Below are 24,224 nucleotides of genomic sequence, written 5' to 3'. Positions count from 1 at the left end.
AAATCTTTGAATAGTGAAAATTAATCCGTATTTTATAAAAATCGAATTGTATAAGTAAAAAAAAAACTTTAACTTTATTTGTACTAAAAATACTGGACAAGAGTGACTCTCTTTCACTAAAATATTATTATTTCTAAGTTTGTGACTCGATAACACGCAGTGGTATTTCAGTCTGTGAAGACATTTTTTTCTAGAGTGGCCAGTGCCATAGTCCTTTGTGTTTTTTTCGCAACACCGGGGGTGAGTAAATCAACGGTCAGTGATGCAAGGCTTGGAACTCATCCTGGTATCACTAGGCTGGTACTGGATGTTGATCAAATTGTTCCCTACAAAATCTTTACTTTGTCGGCACCCTACAGAGTAGTGATAGATTTCCCTGCGCTGAAATGGAGTGTTCCCAAAACAGACGGCCGGCGTGAGGTCGGTGTTGTCAGTAGTTATCGTTACGGACTTTTTCAAGCTGGTATAAGCAGGTTAGTTATTGACGTGAAAGAGCCAGTGGAGGTTGCTCAGCATAAATTTTTGCCGATCAATAGTTTCGGCAAACATAGGTTTCTTATTGACTTGAAAATTGTAAACCAGCAGGCGTATCGTGCCAGCAAAAAAAGCTTTCAATCACCCGGTTGGTTGAAGCTCATTGATCCAGCAGTCGTGCAGAAGGGGCCGTTACCATCGGCTAAGGCTTCGAAGCCAAAACCCCGTCTAACAAAAAACCGCATGCGGGTTGTTATGCTGGATCCCGGCCATGGTGGTCCCGATCCCGGTGCAATTGGTGTAGGTGGTTTGCGTGAAAAAGTTGTGACCATGCGCGCGGCAAAAGAGGTTCGCCGCCTGTTGAAGTCAACCGGGCGTTACAGAGTTTTTCTTACTCGTAATAAAGATACATACGTTCCATTGCGGCGACGTTATCAAATGGCTGAAAAGGTACGAGCCGAATTATTTATATCTATCCATGCTGATAGTCATAAAAATCGTCGTATACGGGGCGCGTCAGTTTACACCTTGTCTGAGAAATCCTCAGATAGGGAGGCGGCTGCTTTAGCGGCAAGAGAGAATCGGTCGGACATCATTGCCGGCGTAGATCTCTCGCGTCAGTCCGATACCGTTGCTTCAATACTCATAGGACTGCGTCAACGTCAGACAATGAATGAATCGGCAATTTTCGGAGAAGTTTTAATCGATGAGTTGGCCCGCGACATTCGAGTTTTAAGGAATACCCACAGATTTGCCGGATTTGCAGTGCTGAAATCGCCAGATACGCCCTCAGTTTTGATGGAATTAGGTTATTTATCTAGTGTGGCCGATGAGCGGATGTTTCGGACGAAAAGTTTTTACAAGAAACTTGCCAAATCTATGTACCGCTCAATAGAGCGTTATTTTCAGCGCAAGACAGCATTGAACAGGTCATAACTTAATCATACTTAGGTATCTATCGGGTATGATATTTGTTTAACAGCGCTTGGTCTAAAGGAGTTTGAAGTTCATAGTGTGTCCAAGCAAGGCGCTTCAAAAGGCAAGCATTAATGCGTAAAATATTGCGGGTATTCACTTTTCTTTGCTCAGTTGGTCTGCTTTTAGCGGTTCTAGCTGTTGCAGGCGTGTCATATATATTATGGCAGTATGGCCAGGAGTTGCCAGATTACGAACAATTAGCTGATTATAAACCACCTACCCTCACTAGAATTCATGCTGGAGACGGCCGCCTGATAAAAGAGTACGCTACGGAGCGCCGAGTGTTTGTGCCGGTTCGGGTTATGCCAAAACATCTAATAAACGCTTTTATCGCAGCCGAAGATCAGGACTTTTTTAATCATCCTGGTGTTGATTTCAAAGCCCTCTTACGCGCAAGCTTCCAAAATATCCGTCTATATTTTCAGCAACGCCGTCTCGTTGGAGCTTCCACAATAACCCAGCAAGTTGCCAAAAATTTTTTATTGACTAATGAGTTGTCAATGGAGAGAAAAATCAAAGAAGCCATTTTGGCTTTCCGCATGGAAAAAGCATTTGATAAAGAGCGGATTCTTGAGCTTTACCTTAATGAGATATACCTAGGTTATGGGTCTTATGGTGTTGCTGCAGCTGCGTTGAATTATTTTAACAAATCTCTAGATGAATTATCAATCGCTGAAGCAGCATATCTCGCCGCGTTACCGAAGGCTCCAAATAATTATCATCCGGTCCGTCGGCTTGCTGCTGCGGTCGATAGACGGAATTGGGTCATTCGTCGAATGTTGGAGGAGGGCTTTATCGATTTGGTGACAGCCCGTGAATCAAGAGCTTCGCGTCTTAGAGTCGTGCCGCGAGAAGCGGTGCAAATTGTTAAGGCGGAATACTTTTTGGAGGAGGTGCGGAGAGAACTTACGAGACGTTTTGGTGATGAAGGGCTCTACAAAGGAGGGCTTTCGGTGCGAACTACACTCGACCCCGGCATGCAACGAATTGCGGAGCAAGCTTTGCGTGATGGGTTGATAAAATATGACCGTCGTCATGGCTACAGGGGGCCGGTAGCGCGAATTGAAGTAACAGGGCAATGGCGGAAAGTATTAAGCAATATGGAGAAGCCCGCAGGTGCAGGCGGGTGGTCTTTAGCAATAGTTCTGAGGGTAGATCAAAAGACAGCTTTTGTTGGAATGAAAACCGGAAAGATTGGTAGTATTCCACTGAGCGAATTAAAATGGGCACGTGAGTGGCTAGAACCCCAAAAAATGGGTCCCAAGGTTATGGAGGCACCTGACGCTTTAAAAGTAGGCGACGTAGTGCTTGTGGAGCAATTGGCAGAAAATGATATGTCCGAGCACAGCGGGTCGAAAAAATACGGCTTACGACAAGTTCCGGCAGTAAATGGAGCCATTATTGTAATCAACCCTCATACTGGCAGGGTATATGCAATGTCGGGTGGATATGACTACGAAACCAGTGAATTCAACCGTGCAACACAGGCTCAACGGCAGCCTGGTTCGGCCTTCAAGCCTTTCGTCTACTTGGCAGCTTTGGAGGCTGGTTTTACACCCTCTACCTATATAATGGATGCACCATTTGTGATTGATCAAGGACCGGGCCAAGGTAAATGGAAGCCGCATAATTATTCCAATAAATTTTATGGGCCGAGCCCAATGCGGATCGGTATGGAGAAATCGCGAAATTTGATGACCGTACGGTTGGCACAAAAAATTTCAATGGGTCCGATTGTTGATATTGCAAAGCGTTTTGGTATATCCGACAGCCTTCCGCCACATCTCGCTATGGCTCTCGGAGCCAATGAGACCACACTCCTTAAGATCACTACTGGCTATGCTATGCTGGTTAATGGGGGTAAACGTATCGTTCCCTCACTCATTGACCGTGTGCATGATCGTAACGGCAAGACTGTATATAGACACGATTCAAGGCCCTGTGAGGGATGTCGGACACAAGGCTGGGAAAATCAGATGCCGCCAGTAATCCCTGATGCTAGAGAGCAGATTGTCGACCCATCAAGTGCTTACCAAGTAGTCTCTATGCTTGAAGGGGTAGTCCAAAGAGGCACGGGAAGAAAAGTATCTGCCATAGGGAAACCTTTAGCTGGCAAAACTGGGACCTCTAATAACAGTCGTGAAACATGGTTTATAGGTTTTTCTCCTGATCTCGTGGTAGGCGTATACGTGGGTTTTGATGATCGTCAGAGGCTTGGCAAACGCGAGACAGGCGGTTCGGTTGCTGCACCAATTTTTCAGCAGTTTATGAAGAAACAACTTGCCGATCAGCCAGCGGTGCCATTCAGAATACCGCCTGGTATTCGTATGGTCAGAGTGAACCCGCGAACAGGTATGCGTGCTCAGCCGCAAGATAAAACGTTTATCCTCGAAGCTTTCAAAGATGGAACAGTGCCTGATGATAACACACGATATACGGTTATTGATGGTACTCACGGAGGTCCTGGTAAGAGTGCTCTTCCTGCCACATCAACAATAGAAAGTCCAAGCGGCCTATACTAGTTCTGTCAGCAATATGCTGACCAAATCGAATAGAGAAAAACAAAATGAAATTTTTCCATTACACAATCCCCTCAGCTGGTGGTGATTGTAATCACTGGATGATTTTTTGCCACATTGGCCAAAATAAAAAAACCGCTACTTGTCATTCTGCCTATTAACATGCTTGGGTAAAAGACTATAAAAATTATGAACTTAAAACGGTCGGGTAACCTTGCTAAGCTCAAAGACTCTTAGTGCTAGTTTATTAATTAATTAGAAGGGTGGAACGGAATGCGTGCAGATTTGCAAAACATTGTCGATGAAATTCAGCAGTCTTTGGAACTGCTAAGGAGGCATCTTTGACCTCGAAAAGTCAAAAAAAGAACTAGAACGTCTCAATAAATGCGCAGAAGACCCAAACCTTTGGGACAACCCTGAGACGGCACAAATAATTATGCGTGACCGCACACGGCTCTCTGAAGCGATGAATGGTTTTTGGCAGATGGAACAGGGGCTTATGGACAATCTCGAGCTGATTGAAATGGCGGAGGCCGAGGGAGACAATGAGGTTGCTGCAGACGCCGAAAAGGCATTAATCAAATTGAAGAAAGAGGCAGCACGGCGACAATTAGAGAGCCTGCTCTCAGGTGAGGCGGATGGGAATGATTGCTATCTGGAAGTGCATGCAGGCGCGGGGGGCACCGAGTCTCAGGATTGGGCAGAAATGCTTTCTAGAATGTACGCACGCTGGTCCGATAACCACGGTTGTAAAGTTGAACTCCTAGAGGAGAGTGCTGGTGAGGAGGCGGGTATCAAATCGATTACGTTTAAGATTTCTGGCATTAACTCTTACGGATGGCTTAAGACGGAAAGTGGTGTTCATCGTTTAGTTCGCATCTCGCCATTCGACTCGGCCTCACGTAGGCACACAAGTTTTGCCTCAGTCGGGGTTTATCCCGTTATCGACGAATCAATTGCAATAGAAATAGTCGACAGTGAGATCCGTATAGACACCTATCGTGCCTCGGGCGCGGGCGGTCAGCACGTAAATAGAACAGACAGTGCCGTGCGTATAACTCATGAACCAACCGGTATCGTCGTGCAATGCCAAAATGACCGCTCACAACATCGTAATCGTGCAACTGCAATGACAATGCTGAAAGCAAGACTCTACCAATTGGAGTTAAAAAAACGAGAAGACAAAGCTGCGGCTGACCACGCAGCTAAGACTGAAATAGGTTGGGGTCATCAAATACGCTCCTATGTCCTGCATCCATACAAGATGGTCAAAGATCTACGAACCGCTGTTGAGAAAAGCAATGCGGAGGGAGTGCTCGACGGTGACATTGATGATTTTCTAGAAGCTGCGTTAGCGGAACGGGTTATCGGTAATCGCGAAAATGGGATGCAAGGGCAATAAACTAACCTCCCGATGCCGTGCTATCTTGGGCAGCATAGGTTTTAATTTAAGAAGCATGCTGCCGATAACTTTTAGTGGATACCGAGATATATCCGTGTTCTGCCTAAGCACCCTTTCAAAGGATTTGGGCCTGATAATGAAAAAATTTCTGTGATCCTTTTTAATGAATTCAGTTGCACCTTTCATTAATTAACGGAACGGTGTTGCCCACTCAATGACAAAATATAACAATCTTGTTTGGTCTAGATGGTCCTGTCTAAGAAATACGGATAAGGTCATTAAAATGCCTCCGGACTAAATTAGCTGTGTCGTGCATTTTTTCGACTAGCTCCTCAAAATTAGTTGTGTTCCCCGCTTGTGCCAATAATTTCTGCGGGCCTGTGGTATGTGATTTATTCTCTACGCCTTCAGTCGTTGTGATTCGAAGTGTAGATTCTAAGTCGTACCAAAACGTAAGTCCTCCGATAATCTCATTCGCAGCTCTTGAATTCAAAAACCCATGCTCGTGCAATTGATAAAGAGAATGAATAGTGTTGGGTGATAAGACCTCTGGACATTCAGCTGCATGAAGTAATTGAAGATATTGAGCGATAAACTCGGCATCAACAAGGCCACCCGGCCTATGTTTGATATCCCAAATATTACGGCCAGGAAATTCGAGTGATATGCGGTTACGCATTTCAAGTACGTCGCTAACCAGTCTGGTCTTTTCTCGTTCTTGAGAAAGAACCGCATGACGCATTGTTTCCAATCGAACTGACAAATCAGTAGGTCCGACAATGACTCTCGCCTTACTTAAGGCCATATACTCCCATGTCCATGCAGAATTCGCGTAGTATTGTTCGTATGATAGAATACGTGTTGCAATAGGCGCTCTTTTACCATCCGGACGCAGTCTGGTGTCCACATCGTAAAGTCTTCCCTCTCTGGTAAGCACGGATAGAGCTGTGATTATTCTTTGGGCTAGGCGCATAAAGTAGATATTGGCATCAAGTGGCTTTGCCCCATTTGATCTCGTTTCTGATGGTGAGTAATTATAAACAAAAACCAAATCAAGGTCGGAGCCCTGCATTAGCTCGCGGCCGCCTAGTTTGCCAAATGCTATAATTGCCATGCTGCCCGCCTCTAAAGAACCATGTGTTTTGCTAAATTTGTTATTTGCACATTCAGTCATTGCTTGCAGAGCTGTCTCTGCAATATCGGATAGCGTCTCGCAGCATTCATGCCCTTTTACAGCACCAAGTAATAACTGCGTTCCATTTTGGAATTTTTTGTCATTGGTCCAACGTCTGACTATATCGAGTTGATCTTGAAAGTCGGTTGCTTGCTGTAGATTTGTGGAAAGATCTTCGATTAAGCTCTTGCGATTACCAAGTGGCGAGTAAAAATCCCGGGAAAGCACATGGTCAAGAAGACCTGGATTTTTACTTAGTCGTGTTGCGAGTTTTGGTGCGTTTCCCATAATATCTGTAACAAGCTCTAACACTGATGGTGAATTGGCAAACATTGACAATGTTTGTACTCCACTGGGAAGAGCTTTTAGAAAAGCATCAAATCGCATGAATACCCTGTCGGGTTGAGTGCGTGAACCAAATGTTTTCAGTAGGTGAGGCATTAATTCGGTAATAATCTGTCTGGCGCGTTCCGTGCGTGTTGCACGATATTGCCCCCTATGCCAGTTGCGTACCGCTTCGGATATGGATTCTGGATCAGAAAAACCCATCTTACGCAAATTCACCAAAGTATCCGCATCATCCTCTACCCCGGTAAAAACAAGATTACCCTCAGCCCCTAGATTTTTTGACCTTTCAAATAGTTTTGCGTAATGACGTTCCACTGTCTTGAGGGTTTCTATTAATTTTTCTCTAAATGACGTTGCGTCAAGAAAACCGGCAAACTTAGCAATTGCTGTAATTCCTTCGTCAGTTTTTGGTATGTTATGAGTTTGCCGATCATCAACCATCTGCAAGCGGTGCTCTAAATGGCGAAGGAATACGTACGCCTTGCAAAGGTCTTTAGATATTTGCAACGATATTAGGTTTTTTGCGGCCAAGGCATACAGTGTTTCAATTAGGTCGCGTTTACGGAGTGCGGGAATTCGTCCGCCCCAGATGAGTTGCTGTGTTTGAACAAAAAATTCTATTTCCCGTATTCCGCCACGCCCCACTTTGATATTGTGTCCATTTATGGATATCTTATCTCCCCCACGGAAGGCGGCAATCTGTCTTTTGACTGAGTGAATATCCTGTATGGCCGCGAAATCTAAATTTCGTCGCCATACAAAAGGCCGGATACGTATAATAAAATCTGCACAAACCCTAGTGTCCCCAGCAACTGGCCGGGCGCGAATCATCGCTAGTCGTTCCCAATTTTGTCCGATACTCTCGTAATACCCGATAGCGCTATCGATTGGTATTGCCAGAGGATTCGAGCCCGGTGCAGGACGTATTCGAAAGTCAGTTCGGAAAACATATCCGTCTTGGGTGCGTTCCTCTAAAATTTTTATTATGAGCCTTGTAAGCCGAACCATCCCGCGACTAAGTTTGTCCGGTTGATATGTTATGGCGTGTCTTGGGTCATAGATCGCTATTAAATCAACGTCACTTGAATAGTTGAGTTCCTGCGCTCCAAGCTTTCCCACGCCGATAATAGCGTATCCGCCAGCCTTTTCCGGGGTTTTTGAGGTTGATATCTGCAGTACTTTTGCGTTTGAAAGCTGACGAAGTCCAAACCGAACGGCGATGTTGATAGCAGTATCGGCAAATTGACTGAGGGTTGAAGTAACTTGATTGATAGACCAAAGACCTGCGATATCTGATATTGCAACCAACATCGCAATTTGTCGCTTAGCGCGGCGAAGACCTGACATTAAATTTGTAAGATTGTTTTCCTGTCCGATCTCAACTTCTATTGCATTAATGATGGCATTGTTGACAGCTTCCGGGCCCTCTTCCAGAATTTGAAAAAATAAAGAGGACTCGCTCATAATGCACTGAGTTAGAAATGTACTGTTACCAAAGATTGCTCTCAGGAAACTGCCACCGTCATGTTTAACAAGGTATTGCCGAAATGCAGCGTCCTCTTCTGAGGCCTGAGCAAGCCACCTATCTATACCAGCCTCCGCCTTGCGAATACGTCCTGCAGATGGAAGCTTTTTTATAGATCCAAAAAATTTTGAAAATCTCTCTGTCAACTGCTGGTTTCCCTATGCAATCGAATGTCGCAGTGCTATTGCTTTAGACCTAACAATTCGGCAAATAGCTGTGTCGCAACGACGCATTAAAATAGTTATGAAAATTTTTTTAGGCCTCCTTCTAGGCGGTCTGATTCTAGCTGCTCTGTTGGCTTGGCGGTTGTCAACTTCACCACTGTCTCTAAATTTTGCTACGCCTTTTATCGAACGCAATTTTAGCGCTGTTGACAAGTCCTACGTTGTGCGTGTCGACGAAACCGTGCTCATTTGGGACGGATGGCGTCGTCCAGTTGATATTAGAGCTCGAAATATTGAGATTTTTAGCCGCGATGGGAAATTGCTGGTGAGTCTGCCGCAAGTCTCTATCGGGCTATCAATGCGCGCCATACTTAAGGGGCGTTTAGCAGTGGCTACTTTAGGAATTCGCTTACTGCGAGGCTCAATCGCACGGTTTCCAGATGGTGTACTTACAGTGGACTTGCAGCCGAAAGAGGGAAAAGCCCAAAATATTGGGGGGCTTTTAAAAGTCGCGGCTCGCGAGTTGTCGCGCCAGTATGGTTCAACTGATGGGCCACTCGGCTACTTAAAACGTGTGAACATAATTCAATCCCAGTTAACCTTCGATGATCGGTTGGCAGGAATAATCTGGCATTCTCCTCGTGCTGATATTGTAATGTTACGAGAGGCTGCAGGCCTAAAGATTGATGCTGCGATCGTCATAGAAGCTAACAAACGTCGCGCAAATTTATTTGCCCAATTTGTATATGAAGGACGGACAGGCGAGTTCTTGGCCCGAACTCGTTTCGAGAATTTAAACCCCTCCCTCGTAGCTCGATCGGTAAGTGGCCTCAACGATTTGGTCAACTTTAATATGCTTGTCACCGGGGAGGTCGCTATTGGTGGCACCCAGAATGGCACCATTACAAAAATTGGTGGAAATATTGCGACACCGGTGGGACAGATTGAAGGAGAATTTGAGATAGACCCCCGTGAAAGTAATATAGTTGGGTTAGCTCGATTTAAAGGGATCAATGTGGCTGAGGTTTCTAAACGTGTATCGTGGCTAAAAAAATTGGCTGGATTACAGGTTAATCTCAATGGCAGCGTTGGAGGCAGGGCGACTTTAAATGGTGATATTAGCGAGTTAGAATTCAACCTTGCTTCAGGCAGCGGAGCACTAGAAATCCCGCACTTGTGGAAATCGTCACGCAAAATTAAACAGGTTCGGTTAAAAGGTACTTTAAGTAATGGTTTAGAAAAAATTGAGCTTTCAGAAGCAATTGTTGATTTTGGTGGGCCTAAGATTGAAGCAGAAGCACAGGCGGAGCGCATTGGTGGTGAGGCACGGCTCAAAATAAATGCAAACCTGTTTGATTTACCGTTCGAAGGGCTGAAAAATTATTGGCCAAAACAACTAGCTAAATCTGCCCGTCGCTGGGTCACACGAAATATACGTAACGGCTTTGCGCGGGAGACGAATCTACAAATAATAGGCTGGATGCCAGACAACGACTTGAATAAATTTAAGGCGTCAAGTGTAAGAGGCACAATGCGATATGAGGATCTTAAAGTCGCGTACTGGTCGCCACTGCCAAAAATTGAGGGAGCGGGCGGTACTGCTACCTTCTCTGACAAACGATTCGATATGGTGGTTTCTAGCGGTAAATTGCGTGATATTCAAATTGATCAGGCGCAGGTGAATATGTACAAGCTCGACACTGACAATGAGCAAATTTCTGTTGATGTTGTCATGCGTGGACCGCTCCGGACTGCACTCGAAGTGCTTGACCATAGGCCTTTGGGCTATATTCGGGAACTCGGTCTATCAGCTGGAGATGTAAGTGGATCAGCGGCAATTCGACTTAGAATGGATTTCCCACTTGATACGAACGTAGATAGGGATGAGCTGAGGGTTCGATCAAGTGCCACCCTCAAAGATGTTGCTTTCGCTCCTGGGCCATTTGGTCTCGACATTCGGGATGGTCAGTTCAAATTTAAGATGGTTGAAGATGAAATGTCCGTAAGAGGGCCAGCGCAAATCAATGGAGCGGCAACTCAGATCGTCTGGCGCGAGTTTTTTTCTGAAAAACACAAAATAAAAAGCGATTATAGCCTTAACGCTTCCCTAGACGCAGCCGCTTTTGAAGGACTGGGTATTTCGACTAAAAACATAATGACTGGGGCTATGAGTGCCGATGTAAAGTATGCAGTCCATAAAAATGGAATCCGAAAGTTGAAAGGAAATATCGATTTCAGCAAAGCGTCGCTCGACTGGCCAGAATTCGGTTTGGCTAAAGAAGTTGGAACGAGCGCTGTGGCACAAGTGCGGGCTGAGTTCGATCAAAATGGGATTGTAACATCTGCCAGCACTGAATTCTCAGGTGAGAATTCCTCTGGTAGCGCAGACTTTAAGATGCATTCAGCGCCGGACGAAAGGTGGAAACTAAAATTCAATAAACTGACAATTGTTAACAACACAGTTGATGGAGCACTCGTTTGTCAGGATGATGGAGTATATGCCGGGACGTTAGGACTTGATAGACTTGATGTTCAATATGTTATGGAAAGGCTTGAAGATGAGGCTTTGGCGGAAAATACAAAACAATCTATTGCACTAAACATCAACGCCAGCATTGGATTATTAAGTTGGGGCATCAAACGGCGATTACATGGCGTGGATCTCTCACTTAGGTTTGATAACAATAGCATACAAAAATTCAAGTTGTCTGGTGGTGTGGGTAAAGGGGCTAAACTTTTGATAGATTATCAGCCGTTTTCGATAGGGTACAAATTATCGGTAGAAACGGATGATTTTGGAGCGTCGCTCAAAGCACTCGATATTGCCAAGAACGTAAGTGGGGGAAAACTTAAGATAAAAGGTAAGCGGCTGAGTTTAAACGCACCGATGGAGGGCGAATTTACTGTCAGTAAGTATCGGCTCCGAAAAGTTCCATTGTTCGCAAGAATATTTCAGGTTGCCTCATTGACCGGCATTGTCGATGCATTTGATCGAGAGGGGGTAGAGTTCGATACACTTGAAGGCCGTTATGCTTACGAATCAAAACTTTTGCGATTGGATAATACACGTACTTTTGGATCTTCAATTGGGATAACGACCGAGGGCACTTTAAATCTAAAAAATGATATCGCTGATTTTGGTGGTGCTTTAATACCAGCCTACACATTGAACCGCATCCTTGGACAAATTCCTCTTCTTGGGCCTATTCTTACAGGTGGGGACGATGAGGGTTTGTTCGCAGCCACCTATTCAGTTAAGGGCGCACTCGCTGATCCAGATATTTCAGTGAACCCCCTATCTGCGTTGGCTCCAGGTTTATTGAGAAAATTCTTAGGAGTGTTCGATGCCGAGATTGGTGATCCAGATGCTCCGGCCCCTTTAGAAGGGAAAACCGGGAATGCTAATACCGACAGCGCACCCTAATTGAACGATGTCTAGAGTTTAATTTTATCTTGGTAATAGAAGGGCGTGACGTTTTTTGCCCGCTGAGAGCTTTATTACTCCGTCTTGATTGATGTCGATGGTTGTAATTTGAGCAAGTTCTTCACTGATCTTTTTACCATTTAGTTTTGCACCGCCACTTTTGATCAATCTTCGTGCCTCACTGTTGGATTTTGCAAGACCTGCCCTAGTAAAAAGTACAAATGCTGGAAGTCCATCTATTAATTCTTCTTTCTTAAGCGAAATACACGGAAGGTCATTCCCTATTCCACCTTCAGCAAACGTTCTACGAGCACTTTCAGAGGCTGCTATAGCTGCCGCGCGACCGTGGCATAGCGCCGTTGCTTCAGTTGCGAGAACCGACTTCGCTTCATTAATGTCTGAACCCTCGAGTTTCTCATATTCGGCAATTTCGGTGTCCGGTAATTCAGTGAATAACCGCATGAAGCGGGCTACATCTGTGTCCTCGGTATTTCGCCAGAATTGCCAAAATTCGTAAGGTGGTAGACGTTCTTTGTTGAGCCAAATAGCCCCCTCGGCAGTTTTACCCATTTTAGAGCCGCTTGCGGTCGTTATCAGATGGGTTGTTAGGCCAAACAGTTCTTTACCGTCAAGACGCCGCCCGAGCTCTATGCCACTTACTATATTTCCCCATTGATCTGAGCCGCCCATTTGAAGCTGGCAATTATGATTTCTCGACAACTCCACAAAATCATATGCTTGCATAATCATGTAATTAAACTCTAAGAAACTTAGTGGCTGTTTACGCTCGAGTCTAAGCTTGACAGAATCAAGGCCGAGCATCCTGTTAACTGAAAAATGGCGCCCAACGTCGCGTAAAAAAGGTATGTACTGTAAATTATCCAACCAGTTTGCATTATTGACCAGAATTGCGTCCGTTGGGTTATCTCCAAACGAGAGGAATCGCTCAAAAACTCCTTTAATATTGTCGATATTTGATTGAATATCCTTTTCAGTAAGTAATTTGCGGCTATCGTCTTTGCCAGATGGGTCACCGACTTTAGTCGTTCCACCGCCAACAAGCACGATTGGTTTGTGGCCCGTTTGTTGTAAAAGACGCAGTAACATAATTGGCACCAAGCTTCCAATGTGAAGTGAGTCTGCGGTTGCATCGAAGCCTATGTACCCAGTAATTGAAGAGTTTGTAGCAAGAGCATCTAGCCCGCTAGGATTAGTGCAGTCACTGATATAACCCCGTGATTTTGCACGTTTGAGAAATGTAGATGTAAATTCAGCCATGTGTGCCATTTAGCACAATCAACAGAATCCGACAACGAGTGGCAAAAATGATGGTATAATCTATCTATGTTGGTAGTTGGACTCATGAGCGGCACGTCTCTAGACGGTATAGATGTCGCTTTAATCGAAACCGATGGAGAGCGGATAGAAGGTCACCTAGGTGGCATGTCACTGGCCTACGACTGTAAATTTCGAGATCGTTTGCGGGCATGTCTAGGTTCTACTACCCATGACCCCAAAATCCAGTCCATAGAAACTGAACTGACGGATCTCCATGCAAATGCAGTATCATTGCTTTTGGATGGGCTCGGTGTAAAGCCAAAACAAGTTGGTTTAATTGGCTTCCACGGTCATACCATATGTCATCAACCAGAGCACCGTTTCACATGGCAATTAGGGGATGGCGCTCAATTGGCCAATGTTACTGGCATAGACGTAGTGTGTGATTTTCGCAGTGCTGACGTGGCCGCAGGTGGGGAGGGGGCTCCTCTCGCTCCTGCTTATCATTATGCCTTGTGCAAAGGCATAGAAAAACCATTAGCCATTCTTAATCTTGGTGGCGTTGCTAATGTGACCTGGTTGGGTGACACCGGTAGCATTTTAGCTTTTGATACTGGGCCTGCTAATGCTCTCATTGATGACTGGATGCATAGGAAAGTTGGCATTGCATATGACCAAGATGGTCGGTGGGCAGCACAAGGTATCTCACACACTGATTTTGTTACCGATTGGCTGAATAACGAGTATTTTAGTCGAAGGCCTCCCAAATCACTAGACAGAGATTTTTTTAATTGTGATCCTATAGCGGATTTGTCATTAGAAGATGGCGCAGCAACTTTGACTGAATTCACGGTCAAGTCGGTTCAGCTTGCGACTCAATTTTTCCCAAGAGATCCGCTGAGGTGGCTGGTTACGGGTGGAGGACGAAAGAATACCACTATTATGCAATTTTTAAACTCAACTTTAGAGTTACCTTGTACTAGGGTGGAAAGCTTAGGATGGAATGGCGATCTGCTGGAGGCAGAAGCATTTGCTTTTTTAGCTTTAAGGTCGAAGTATAAACTGCCAATAAGCTGGCCTAGCACGACGGGTGTGTCCACACCTTTGACTGGCGGACGCCTGTTTCAGGGAAGACGATAGATTAAACTGAGAAACCTTTTAGTCGTCTGTGCCACTGAGAAGACGTTCATCAACATAGCTTGCAACTTCCTTTTCCAGCTGTTCCATTTTATTTGTAAAGAAATGATTAGCTCCTGGGATCGTAGTATGGTCAATACGTATGCCCCGTTGTTGACGCAATTTTTCAACAAGTTTTTCAACCGAGTCTGGCGGCACTATGTCATCTTTACTGCCTGTTACCATAATTCCAGATGAGGGGCAGGGAGCAAGGAAGCTAAAGTCGTACATATTGGCTGGTGGAGCTATGGAAATGAATCCCGCTATTTCAGGTCTACGCATCAGTAACTGCATTCCGATCCAAGCACCAAAGGAGAATCCGGCAATCCAACACTGACCTGCATTCTCATTATACTCTTGGAGCCAATCTAGGGCAGCTGCAGCATCAGAGAGTTCCCCCTCGCCGCGGGAGAATGTTCCTTGTGATCGTCCCACGCCGCGAAAATTAAAACGAAGACAAGAGAAGCCACGACGCACGAACATATAGTACAATGTATAGATAACTTTATTGTTCATTGTGCCGCCATGTTGCGGGTGAGGGTGCAAGAAAAGCGCGATAGGAGCGGCTGCATTGTTGTTGTGGCGATAACGCCCCTCGATACGACCTTCAGGTCCATTTATAATAACTTCGGGCATGATGTTTTTTCTTATTCTCCTCGGTATTGATACAAGTTTATCAATGCCGTCATATTGTTACGTTAATAGTGCATTCGCATGTATAATTGGCTAATCTTGACCCCCGGAGTCGAGGATTATATATCCAGTTGTTGTTATCAGGATTAAATTAAATTTTTTGTTAAAGTTAGAGAGTCAGTTTAGCATGTTTGTTTGCTTAAGTGAAAAATAACTGAACTACACCGGAACACTAGTGCATAGGCCAATGTTCAAAGTTATTCGTGATGAAATTGATGCCATGATGCAGCGCGATCCTGCGGCTCGCTCGCGTGCTGAGGTTTTTTTCTGTTATTCTGGGTTCCACGCCGTGGTTTTACATCGTTTCGCTCACCTTGCATGGCAGCGGGATTTTTGGTTTTTAGCGCGGTTAATATCCCAATTTGGAAGATTTTTGACGGGAATAGAAATTCATCCGGGTGCTTCAATAGGCAAGCGCTTATTTATTGATCACGGCATGGGCGTAGTGATTGGTGAGACAGCGGAACTTGGTGATGATGTAACAATTTATCAGGCTGTAACCTTAGGAGGAATTGCTCCATCGATTAACTCAGAAAGTCAGCGCGAAAGGAACCGTCACCCAACACTGGGCGATGGGGTTATTGTTGGTTCAGGTGCTCAAATTTTGGGTCCGATAAATGTCTCGGCCGGAGCGCGCATTGGTGCAAATGCTGTCGTTACGCAAGATGTGCCCGCAGCAATTACAGTTGTAGGAATTCCGGCTCGGGTTGTGGAACACAAAGATATTGATGTTGCAGAGGTTTTTCGGCCTTATGGCACACCACTCGGCGAGCTTCCCGATCCACTAGTGCGATCGTTAGAGGGATTAGTTGAGCATGTTGCAAACTTACAGGCGCGAATTGATTTGCTAGAGGAAGCTCTGGAAAAAAAGATAAAAAAAAATAAATGAACATCATATTAAAAATTCATTGGCACTATTTAGCCGAACTTTGTGTGGTTCTTCAACGATGATTTATCTTGATCACAACGCAACAACACCAATGAGGCCTGCGGTAAAACGTTGTGTCATCGAAGCTTTGGACATTTCAGGCAACCCATCATCTATTCACAGCAGTGGAAGACGTGCTCGCGCTATGGTAGAGAAAGCACGTGGTCAAATCGCCAGTTCATTTGGCGTAACGCATGAAAATATTATCTTCACTAGCGGTGCCACCGAAGCAAACACATTAGCGTTAGCTGGCAGTAAATGTAGGCGGGTTTTCGTCTCAGGCGTCGAACATCATTCGGTTCTTGAGGCTGTGGGTCATGTGGAAAAAATTGCTGTTGACCAGGATGGTCTTGTTAGTCCGGAGTGTCTCGAGACTCTTTTGCGACGTAACGGGAATTCTGTGCTGGTTTCGGTTATGCTGGCCAATAATGAGACCGGTGTTATTCAGCCTATTGCTGAGTTAGCGGGTATTGCGCACGATTATGGAGCATTGTTTCATTGTGACGCCGTTCAAGCACCTGGCCGAATTCCGCTAAAGATGAACGAGTTAGACGTAGATATGATGACGCTGTCTGCGCACAAAATAGGTGGGCCCAAAGGTGTCGGTGCGTTGATTCTAGCCCCTGGGATCGAGATTGCATCAACAATGAATGGCGGCGGTCAAGAGCGGGGGCGCCGTGGCGGCACCGAAAACGTCCCGGCCATCGCTGGTTTTGGTGCAGCGGTAATGCATGTAAACGAGATGCTGAATAAGGCAGGCCATATTGCCAAGCTTCGGAATGGAATGGAGCAGGCCATCCTTGAACAGGCACCGGAAGTTGTAATCCACGGACACAAAACACCCCGTTTGGTGAATACGAGTTTATTTGGGGTTGACGGAGTATCGGCAGAAACTCAGGTAATAGCCCTCGACCTTTCAGGGATTGCTATTAGCTCTGGCTCTGCTTGTTCATCTGGAAAGGTGGGCCCTAGCCACGTTCTGAGAGCGATGGGATTATCTGAAAGTATGTCAGCGTCATCTATAAGGGTAAGTATTGGCTTTGAAACAAAAGAAGAGGAAATGGCGCGTTTCGTAGATGCCTGGGTGTCGAGTTTAAAAATGATTAAACGGCAAGTTGATGCTGCTTGATCGAAGAATGAGTTCGGTGGCCTAATATGACAACAGATGAACCTGTTTACCTTGATTATCAAGCGACAACGCCAGTGGACCCTCGCGTTCGCGATGTTATGTTGCCATGGTTTCACGAGATGTTTGGCAATCCGCATTCCAGTGATCACGCTTATGGTTGGGTAGCTGAACAGGCAGTTGAGGACGCACGAGCTCATATAGCTAAACTGATAGGCGCTAAGCCGAATGAGATAACCTTCACGTCTGGCGCAACGGAGGCCAACAATTTAGCGGTGAAAGGGACTGCACGGGCGATTTCATCTGGCCGTAATCATGTCGTCACCTGTGCAACTGAACACAAATGTGTGCTGGAGAGTTGCGCTCGGTTGGAACGAGAGGGGTTCACCGTTACTTACCTTCCAGTTGAAAAGAGCGGCTTGCTTGATCTTGACCTTTTGGAAAATGCATTGAGTGAGCGCACCGCACTTGTTTCGATTATGATGGTCAATAATGAAATAGGAGTGATTCAGCCCGTAACGGAAATAGCAAGTCTGTGCGCGAGGGTCGGTGCGTTGTTTCACACTGATGCTGCGCAAGCTGTTGCAAAAATACCCATTGACGTTAACGTGATGGGAATAGACTTGCTCAGTATTAGCGCTCACAAACTCTATGGACCAATGGGTATTGGGGCATTGTACGTTCGTCAGAAGCCAAAGATCAAAATTGAACCATTATTAGATGGTGGTGGACAGGAACGTGGATTGCGCTCTGGTACCGTCCCTGCACCGCTTGCCATAGGTTTTGGGGAGGCATGTCGTTTAGGTTCGGAAAACATTTCTGAAGAAGCTGACCGAATTAGGCACTTAAGGGACCAATTTTTAGCGCAAATTTTCGATAGTTTAAATGATGTAAAATTAAACGGGGACCTCGAAAGACGCATTCCTGGAAATCTAAATTTATCATTTCTAGACATAGACGCACAGGATTTAATGATGCGTTTGCCGAGTATAGCACTGTCCTCGGGATCAGCCTGCACTACGTCCTCAGTAGCGTCATCCCATGTTTTGCAGTCGATCGGTGTTGAGAAGCGTCTATTGCACAATGCTATTCGCATTGGATTTGGCAGGTTCACAGTTGAAAAAGAAGTGATTTTTGCTGCTGAAGAAATTATTCAGGCGGTGCTATCTCTGAGAAATATTACTCAGACTTATGAGAAAAATTATAATGGCCAAAATAGTATTTCTCAGTGCTGAAGGCGACGCTCAGGAAGTGGATGCGCCAGAGGGGTGTTCGGTATTAGATATAGCGCATCGTAATGGTATAGACATGGAAGGAGCTTGCGAAGGGCAGATGGCTTGTTCTACTTGCCATGTGATTGTTGACCCGGCGTGGATTTCAAAATTACCAGCACCCTGTGAGGAGGAAGAAGGGTTGCTTGATTTGGTTACAGGCCTTACCCAAACTTCCCGACTCGGATGCCAACTTAGAATGATTGAGGCATTAAATGGTCTCACCCTGCAATTACCACACCGAAAGAGTAATTTAATTTTTGAAGACTAGCTTTCTACTTTGAAGTCTAAGAAAACTTTATTTTAATAGTATAAAATCAGTCGGTTGGCATGATTTTCTTCGTAAACATCGAGAGATGTAAACATTAAGAGATGGCCTTTTCTATGAAATACGGTCAATAAAAATATAACTCGATTTGACCGCTTTTCCCACGCTAGCTAATATTTTGTATGTATTAAGCGACGAGATACAAAATATGGTGGGTGGTTCAATTTTGTTTACATATCTGTGCTTGACTAAACTGCGCATCGCAGTGAAATATTTTTTAAGCAGTCTGGTCGGTGGCTTGCTAGCGTGTATTTTGGGGTTATTTCCAGTTGCGGAAGCTTCCGTTGGTGAAAACTACTCCGCCAATGCGAATGTTAGCGTCACTCAACTTCGAAGTGGCGAGCATGCGAATTTTTCACGCGTTGTTCTCGATACTACTGATCAAGTAAATGTAAAGTATGATACAAGTCCAGATGGAAAAACTATTGCTATTGTAATTCCAAAAGTTAAGTGGAAGGCCCGTAATACTTACACATACTTGAGGAGCAAAAATATTGACAGAATAGAATTCGTTCCTGCTGCGGGAGGTGGCGGGTCTTTGTTAATAGAAGGAAAAAGACAACTCGGCTTACGTTGGATTAGAGGATTGAAGCCGAGTGGTAAATATGGGCATCGGCTAGCATTTGACGTTGTGCCAAAAAAATCAAGAATGCTGCCATCGAAAGCAATCGTTATTCGTAATACGGTCCGCGGTATGAAAGGCCAGGTAGTTCAATCAGTTTTGTCTAAGGTGCCGACATCGGTAAACAAGGTTGCATCCGGCCATATTACATCTCAAACACCTCAGAAGTTTCCTACATCAATACGTACCAAGGCAATGGCAGGTAACATTGGCTCTGCGCGCATGGACCCCTACATTGCGCTTAAAAGTGGGTCTTTCTTTGCCAGTGACGGTTCGTTAGATCTCGATGACCCAGCGGCGTCCCATAATGTCGAAACAGATGCACCGCTTACTTCTGGTGTGTTTAGTGGTGCTTTAGGAATTAGTTGGGCGTCATATGGGTTGCCTGTAAGGAATGAGTTCGAGTTCACCTATAGAATGAAGGCTGACACCGACATAACTACAACAAATCGAACCAGTGGGGTTGCACAGGCGGGAACGGCCGAAATCAGCAGCGTAAACTTTATGCTAAATAGTTTTTACGATTTTCCAATACAATCAAAGTTCTCTCCATTTATAGGCCTGGGTTTGGGAGTTTCTCAAAATGAGCTTGAAGTGAGCACAACGCTTAACGGCGTCTCACAAACGTATGAGTCAGATGCGTCAATAGGTTTTGCCTATTCATTGATGGCAGGGACAGGCTACAGAGTATCTCCGCGTTGGCTTGTAGACTTCGCCTATCGGTACATCGATTCAGGAAGTTTGCGCACGGCTCTTGGTTCCGGCGGAAATACGAATCGTCGTTTCGACCGCGGCGGTCTTCGGAGTCATGATATAATGTTAGGTCTTCGGTATGGAATTTAGCAATATCTTTTGCCGAAATGCCAGTGATTGACCGCCCTTCCTTTTTTCATCGATTAAAAGAAACTTGTCCGGATATATGGAAGGCATACACCCGTCACCCATTCGTAGCGGGGTTAGGTGATGGAACTCTCCCAGAGGCATCTTTTCGTTACTATCTCAAACAGGATTATATTTTTCTCATACATTTTTCCCGAGCTCATGCACTTGCGGCTTATAAAGCCGACCGAATTGAAGATATACGAGATGCGGCAGCTGCAGTGAGCGCGCTTGCCGATTATGAAATGAAATTGCACATCGACTACTGTAATAAATGGGGAATAACTGAGACAGCATTAGCAAATACGAAAGAGGCCCCAGCTAACTTAGCCTACACGCGTTTCGTGCTTGAGAGAGGCATGGTCGGGGACTTGTTAGATTTACAAGTGGTTTTAGCGCCGTGCATAGTAGGATATGCAGAAATAGGTTCTTGGCTTGTAGAGGGCCCGTTAACTAAGCGTCGCAATAACCCCTATAATCAGTGGATTGATATGTATTCAGGCAAGGAATACCAAGCGATTGGACAGGCAGCAATAAAGAAACTTGACAATTTAGCGGTGCGTTATGGTGGTAACAGCAGATTTGATGCTCTTGCTGAAAATTTTCAAATAGCAACTAAACTTGAAATTGAGTTCTGGCAGATGGGGTTAACTGGCGGCTTATGACTTTCTATGTTGTAATATCAATCATTGTACCTCTTATTTGTGAAACTTGACTGCCAACCAGCCGGCCACTTGGGTCAAAGGCAATGAACTGGGGTTGTATCCGTGGGTTTCCTCTTGCAAAAGAGGCAGAATTTCGACCAGCATTATCCGATGCGAAGCTCAGCGCCCTTGCTTCTGCCGAAACAAAAGCACCGTTACCCGCGGCCCGCGCAATAGGTGTAAAAGAAAAGAAATTCGTGGAAAGGATATTTTCGCCGATTATGTCGGTCATTCAGAGAGGCTCTCAATAAGGTATCTGTTTTTCAATGTTGCGGATAGCAGTTCTGAGGTCAATAGTGTAAAGCAAGGCTTGCCAGTTTTTAAAAACGAGCATAATTGCGTTTAAATTCGAAAAGCCTATATTTAAACGATGGATTGTTTAATAAAAAATAAAAAGCCCAAAGATAGTAAGATTGTGGTGGCGATGTCAGGTGGAGTTGACTCTTCCGTAACCGCCGCTCTTTTGTCGGAGGCAGGTTATAATGTCATAGGCATTACCCTGCAGCTATACGATCATGGGGCAGCGATAAACAAAAAGGGTAGCTGTTGCGCCGGTCAAGACATACATGATGCTCGTGATGTGGCAGACAAAATTGGAATACCGCATTATGTGCTAGATTATGAGACTAAATTCCAAGAATCAGTAATGCGAGATTTTGCGGACAGCTATGTTGCAGGCGAGACGCCCATTCCGTGCGTGAGATGTAACCAAACTGTAAAATTTAGAGATCTTCTCTCAACGGCCCGTGAACTCGGTGCTGACGCTTTAGCAACTGGGCACTACATTCGGCGGGTTGGCGGTCCAAATGGAGCAGAGCTTTATCAAGGATCTGACAAAGGAAGGGATCAAAGTTACTTTCTTTTTGCTACAACTCAGGAGCAGTTGGAGTATCTTCGGTTTCCGCTAGGTGAGTTGCCGAAAGGAGAAACACGTGCCCACGCTGAACGGTTTGATCTTTCCGTATCAGCAAAACCCGATAGTCAGGACATTTGTTTTGTTCCTAATGGCTCCTACGCCAATATCGTTGAAAAACTTCGGCCAGAATCAATAGAGCCCGGGGATATTGTAGACTGTAACGGCCGTGTGCTTGGGCGACATAACGGGATAATAGGTTTTACTATTGGTCAACGTCGCGGTCTCCATATTGGAGGGCGAGGGCCGAATTCGGAACCACTGTACGTTATTCGCCTCGAACCAAAAGAAAAGCGCGTAGTTGTAGGTCCTCGCAAAGCCTTGGCGGTTCCAAAAATCAGAATTGATCAGGTGAACTTGCTGGTAGGGTCAGATGAAATAAGTCGGCTTAAAAAGGTGATGGTAAAGTTTCGATCAGCTATGGAACCAGTGCCGGCTTCGGTCAAATTACTTCCAGGTAAGCAAGCAGAAGTGCATTTTTCCGAGCCACAATTCAGCATAGCTTCTGGTCAGGCCTGCGTATTTTACTGGAATGAGAGAGTGTTGGGCGGAGGATGGATAAAAAGGCATTAATCATTGTTTCTGGTGGGCCGGCTTTGTATCGTTCGGTCGATTTTCCGATCGAGTTGACCGGTGCTGTCAAAAAGAAAATTTGTAATCGCTTGCGAACAATTATCATCCTATCCAGTCTCATTCTATGTGGCATTGATCCTTTAAAAGTAAACGTTTTGCAAATAAGGATATTGTGATTTGGTGAAGTCATTTGTGCTCTCCTGAAAATTAGTACGCTTGACAGCAGAAGAGGTGAGCAGTATTTGCTACGGCTCTACAACTTGGTTGGCGGAGTAGCTCAGTTGGTTAGAGCAGTGGAATCATAATCCATGTGTCCGGGGTTCAAATCCCTGCTCCGCCACCAGTAACTAGCAATAGAAATGGTTGCCCTATCGTGACTCTCGTGCCAGCCTGATTGTACGGTCGATCATCTGAGGTGCGGTGCCTAGATAATTAGCTGGGTCAAGAATGATCGCAATGTCCTCTTTCGCAAGATGCTTTGAAATCAGTGAATGGGTTTCTAAGGCAGTGGCAAGCATAATGCCTTTATCGATGCAGTCGTTGCACACATCCTGCACTACCTCACGGGCATTGTCGCGGCCGATTTTAGGGGCGAGCGCCATCATGGCGGCCTCGGACATAACGAGGCCCCTTGTAAGCTCTAGATTATCGCACATACGTTTTTTATCGACTACAAGTCCTCGCAAAAGTTCCAGTATCTTCTCTAGTGCGCCGCCCGTTAGAACAAAAGTTTCTGGTAGAAGTGTCCATTCCAGATGACCCCCACCAACGTCGCGCTCATGTTGTGCCACCATGCAATCGAGGGCGAGGCCAACTTTTTCCCTTGCCATTCGCCCGGTGGCGACGACTGTGGGGCAGATAATAGGGTTGCGTTTTTGCGGCAACGTAGAGGAACCACCCCGACCAGCTTCATAGGGTTCGCTAACTTCAGCAATTTCAGTTCGCATGAGGAGACCAATTTCAGCAGCGATTTTGGCACAAGTGGCCGCAATAAGGCCAAGTAGAAAGGTCGCCTCCGTCCAGCCATCGCGGGAAACATGCCACGTAATCGGAGCTTCGCCGAGACCGAGCTCTTTCATAGTTTCCGATAGCACCTCTAGCCCCCGGCTCCCTAGTGACGCATTCGTGCCGACGGCGCCGGCAATTTGCCCGACTTCAATACGAGGACGATATTCTTTTAGGCGTTCACGATGGCGAAGAAATTCTGCGAGCCAGATGGCGGTCTTATAGCCGAAAGTAATCGGGGTGGCCTGGTTGCCCATAGTGCGTCCTACCATCACCGTATCACGGTATTTCTCGGAAAGGGCAATCAACGCATCCTCTACTAAAATTAGAGTTTTTTCCAAATGAGAAAGGCCATTTTTAAGCATGAGTGCTTGGCCAGTATCAGTAATATCCTGTGTAGTGCTTCCCCAGTGCGAATAGCGGCGGGTCTCGTCGTCGAGTGCGTTGTTGAGCTGATTAACTATTGGTAGGATTGGAAATCCAGACACCTTGAAATGTTCTGTCATGGCCGCGATATCGATATTATCCATAGTCGCAGCCTCGGTGATTTTCTCAGCGGCGTATTCGGGAATGATCCCAAGTCGAGCCTGGGCACGCGCTAGTGCTGCTTCTACATCGAGCCATGCTTGGAAACGTGCCTCATCGCAGAATATTTCTTTCATGCGCGAGCTGGTGAACATGCCAGCAAAATAATCGGAATCAATCAAAGTAGTCGCCATG

At 45.5% G+C, this 24,224-nt stretch carries 17 protein-coding genes and 1 tRNA gene; 13 read left to right on the top strand and 5 right to left on the bottom strand.

What is annotated here, in order from left to right; genetic code table 11:
* Nucleotides 1-240 precede the first annotated feature (240 nt).
* The 3 genes from VX941_10790 (at nucleotide 241) to prfB (ending at nucleotide 5,373) form a co-directional block, all read left to right on the top strand.
* Complete coding sequence (locus VX941_10790; protein MEE2933887.1) at nucleotides 241-1,410, top strand: N-acetylmuramoyl-L-alanine amidase; 1,170 nt, start codon at nucleotides 241-243, stop codon at nucleotides 1,408-1,410.
* Nucleotides 1,411-1,523: 113 nt separating this feature from the next.
* On the top strand, nucleotides 1,524-3,974 hold the full coding sequence (locus VX941_10785) for a penicillin-binding protein 1A (GenBank protein ID MEE2933886.1): 2,451 nt from the start codon (nucleotides 1,524-1,526) through the stop codon (nucleotides 3,972-3,974).
* Between the two features lie 270 nt (nucleotides 3,975-4,244).
* Nucleotides 4,245-5,373 (top strand): peptide chain release factor 2 gene (prfB, locus tag VX941_10780; GenBank protein ID MEE2933885.1). Its coding sequence is split into 2 segments (ribosomal slippage): nucleotides 4,245-4,313 and nucleotides 4,315-5,373, totalling 1,128 coding nucleotides; the frame shifts between segments, so codons are not numbered across the junction.
* Between the two features lie 256 nt (nucleotides 5,374-5,629).
* Here prfB and VX941_10775 read toward each other — a convergent pair.
* Nucleotides 5,630-8,566 (bottom strand): bifunctional [glutamine synthetase] adenylyltransferase/[glutamine synthetase]-adenylyl-L-tyrosine phosphorylase, encoded by a 2,937-nt coding sequence (locus VX941_10775; protein ID MEE2933884.1) that lies wholly within the window; start codon nucleotides 8,564-8,566, stop codon nucleotides 5,630-5,632.
* 97 nt (nucleotides 8,567-8,663) lie between these two features.
* Between VX941_10775 and VX941_10770 the strand changes: the two genes are divergently transcribed.
* Nucleotides 8,664-12,008: an AsmA-like C-terminal domain-containing protein gene (locus VX941_10770; protein ID MEE2933883.1), complete on the top strand. Its 3,345-nt coding sequence runs from the start codon at nucleotides 8,664-8,666 to the stop codon at nucleotides 12,006-12,008.
* A 24-nt stretch (nucleotides 12,009-12,032) separates the two neighbouring features.
* On the opposite strand, the gene tyrS is transcribed toward VX941_10770, so the two are convergent.
* Complete coding sequence (tyrS, locus tag VX941_10765) at nucleotides 12,033-13,286, bottom strand: tyrosine--tRNA ligase (protein ID MEE2933882.1); 1,254 nt, start codon at nucleotides 13,284-13,286, stop codon at nucleotides 12,033-12,035.
* 66 nt (nucleotides 13,287-13,352) lie between these two features.
* Here tyrS and VX941_10760 point away from each other — a divergent pair, with 66 nt between their 5' ends.
* A complete protein-coding gene (locus VX941_10760) occupies nucleotides 13,353-14,426 on the top strand; it encodes an anhydro-N-acetylmuramic acid kinase (GenBank protein ID MEE2933881.1) in 1,074 nt (357 codons plus the stop codon).
* 18 nt (nucleotides 14,427-14,444) lie between these two features.
* Here VX941_10760 and VX941_10755 read toward each other — a convergent pair whose 3' ends face one another.
* A complete protein-coding gene (locus VX941_10755; GenBank protein ID MEE2933880.1) occupies nucleotides 14,445-15,098 on the bottom strand; it encodes an alpha/beta hydrolase in 654 nt (217 codons plus the stop codon).
* 244 nt (nucleotides 15,099-15,342) lie between these two features.
* On the opposite strand from VX941_10755, the gene cysE reads away from it, so the two are divergent.
* The 6 genes from cysE (at nucleotide 15,343) to tenA (ending at nucleotide 20,974) form a co-directional block, all read left to right on the top strand.
* A complete protein-coding gene (cysE, locus tag VX941_10750; GenBank protein MEE2933879.1) occupies nucleotides 15,343-16,044 on the top strand; it encodes a serine O-acetyltransferase in 702 nt (233 codons plus the stop codon).
* A gap of 58 nt (nucleotides 16,045-16,102) precedes the next feature.
* Nucleotides 16,103-17,212: a cysteine desulfurase family protein gene (locus tag VX941_10745; GenBank protein MEE2933878.1), complete on the top strand. Its 1,110-nt coding sequence runs from the start codon at nucleotides 16,103-16,105 to the stop codon at nucleotides 17,210-17,212.
* Nucleotides 17,213-17,238: 26 nt separating this feature from the next.
* Nucleotides 17,239-18,444, top strand: coding sequence for an aminotransferase class V-fold PLP-dependent enzyme (locus VX941_10740; GenBank protein MEE2933877.1), 1,206 nt, complete (start codon nucleotides 17,239-17,241; stop codon nucleotides 18,442-18,444).
* Complete coding sequence (locus tag VX941_10735) at nucleotides 18,416-18,751, top strand: 2Fe-2S iron-sulfur cluster-binding protein (GenBank protein ID MEE2933876.1); 336 nt, start codon at nucleotides 18,416-18,418, stop codon at nucleotides 18,749-18,751. Before VX941_10740 ends, VX941_10735 begins: the two co-directional genes overlap by 29 nt.
* A gap of 241 nt (nucleotides 18,752-18,992) precedes the next feature.
* Nucleotides 18,993-20,273: an outer membrane beta-barrel protein gene (locus tag VX941_10730; GenBank protein MEE2933875.1), complete on the top strand. Its 1,281-nt coding sequence runs from the start codon at nucleotides 18,993-18,995 to the stop codon at nucleotides 20,271-20,273.
* Nucleotides 20,274-20,290: 17 nt separating this feature from the next.
* Nucleotides 20,291-20,974, top strand: coding sequence for a thiaminase II (gene tenA, locus VX941_10725; GenBank protein ID MEE2933874.1), 684 nt, complete (start codon nucleotides 20,291-20,293; stop codon nucleotides 20,972-20,974).
* 4 nt (nucleotides 20,975-20,978) lie between these two features.
* On the opposite strand, the gene VX941_10720 is transcribed toward tenA, so the two are convergent.
* Nucleotides 20,979-21,245 (bottom strand): hypothetical protein, encoded by a 267-nt coding sequence (locus VX941_10720; protein ID MEE2933873.1) that lies wholly within the window; start codon nucleotides 21,243-21,245, stop codon nucleotides 20,979-20,981.
* A 138-nt stretch (nucleotides 21,246-21,383) separates the two neighbouring features.
* Between VX941_10720 and mnmA the strand changes: the two genes are divergently transcribed.
* Both mnmA and VX941_10710 read left to right on the top strand, forming a co-directional pair.
* The gene (gene mnmA / locus VX941_10715; GenBank protein ID MEE2933872.1) at nucleotides 21,384-22,499 is read left to right on the top strand and encodes a tRNA 2-thiouridine(34) synthase MnmA; all 1,116 of its coding nucleotides are present in this window, start codon (nucleotides 21,384-21,386) and stop codon (nucleotides 22,497-22,499) included.
* 266 nt (nucleotides 22,500-22,765) lie between these two features.
* Nucleotides 22,766-22,842, top strand: a tRNA-Met gene (locus VX941_10710).
* A 25-nt stretch (nucleotides 22,843-22,867) separates the two neighbouring features.
* On the opposite strand, the gene VX941_10705 is transcribed toward VX941_10710, so the two are convergent.
* Complete coding sequence (locus tag VX941_10705; protein ID MEE2933871.1) at nucleotides 22,868-24,223, bottom strand: adenylosuccinate lyase family protein; 1,356 nt, start codon at nucleotides 24,221-24,223, stop codon at nucleotides 22,868-22,870.
* Between the last annotated feature and the right edge of the window lies 1 nt (nucleotide 24,224).

It is taken from the genome of Pseudomonadota bacterium, assembly GCA_036339585.1.
In the GTDB taxonomy this organism is placed as follows: Bacteria; Pseudomonadota; Alphaproteobacteria; order UBA8366; family UBA8366; genus UBA8366.
This window is presented reverse-complemented; position numbering and strand designations above follow the sequence as displayed.

Bases quoted from the DNA above. Each gene is read 5' to 3' on its own strand.
- VX941_10785 (MEE2933886.1), top strand. From the start codon at position 1,524: ATGCGTAAAATATTGCGGGTATTCACTTTTCTTTGCTCAGTTGGTCTG.
- VX941_10770 (MEE2933883.1), top strand. From the start codon at position 8,664: ATGAAAATTTTTTTAGGCCTCCTTCTAGGCGGTCTGATTCTAGCTGCT.
- tyrS (MEE2933882.1), bottom strand. From the start codon at position 13,286: ATGGCTGAATTTACATCTACATTTCTCAAACGTGCAAAATCACGGGGT.
- VX941_10760 (MEE2933881.1), top strand. From the start codon at position 13,353: ATGTTGGTAGTTGGACTCATGAGCGGCACGTCTCTAGACGGTATAGAT.
- VX941_10755 (MEE2933880.1), bottom strand. From the start codon at position 15,098: ATGCCCGAAGTTATTATAAATGGACCTGAAGGTCGTATCGAGGGGCGT.
- cysE (MEE2933879.1), top strand. From the start codon at position 15,343: ATGTTCAAAGTTATTCGTGATGAAATTGATGCCATGATGCAGCGCGAT.
- VX941_10745 (MEE2933878.1), top strand. From the start codon at position 16,103: ATGATTTATCTTGATCACAACGCAACAACACCAATGAGGCCTGCGGTA.
- VX941_10740 (MEE2933877.1), top strand. From the start codon at position 17,239: ATGACAACAGATGAACCTGTTTACCTTGATTATCAAGCGACAACGCCA.
- VX941_10735 (MEE2933876.1), top strand. From the start codon at position 18,416: ATGGCCAAAATAGTATTTCTCAGTGCTGAAGGCGACGCTCAGGAAGTG.
- tenA (MEE2933874.1), top strand. From the start codon at position 20,291: ATGCCAGTGATTGACCGCCCTTCCTTTTTTCATCGATTAAAAGAAACT.
- VX941_10720 (MEE2933873.1), bottom strand. From the start codon at position 21,245: ATGACCGACATAATCGGCGAAAATATCCTTTCCACGAATTTCTTTTCT.
- mnmA (MEE2933872.1), top strand. From the start codon at position 21,384: ATGGATTGTTTAATAAAAAATAAAAAGCCCAAAGATAGTAAGATTGTG.
- VX941_10705 (MEE2933871.1), bottom strand. From the start codon at position 24,223: ATGGCGACTACTTTGATTGATTCCGATTATTTTGCTGGCATGTTCACC.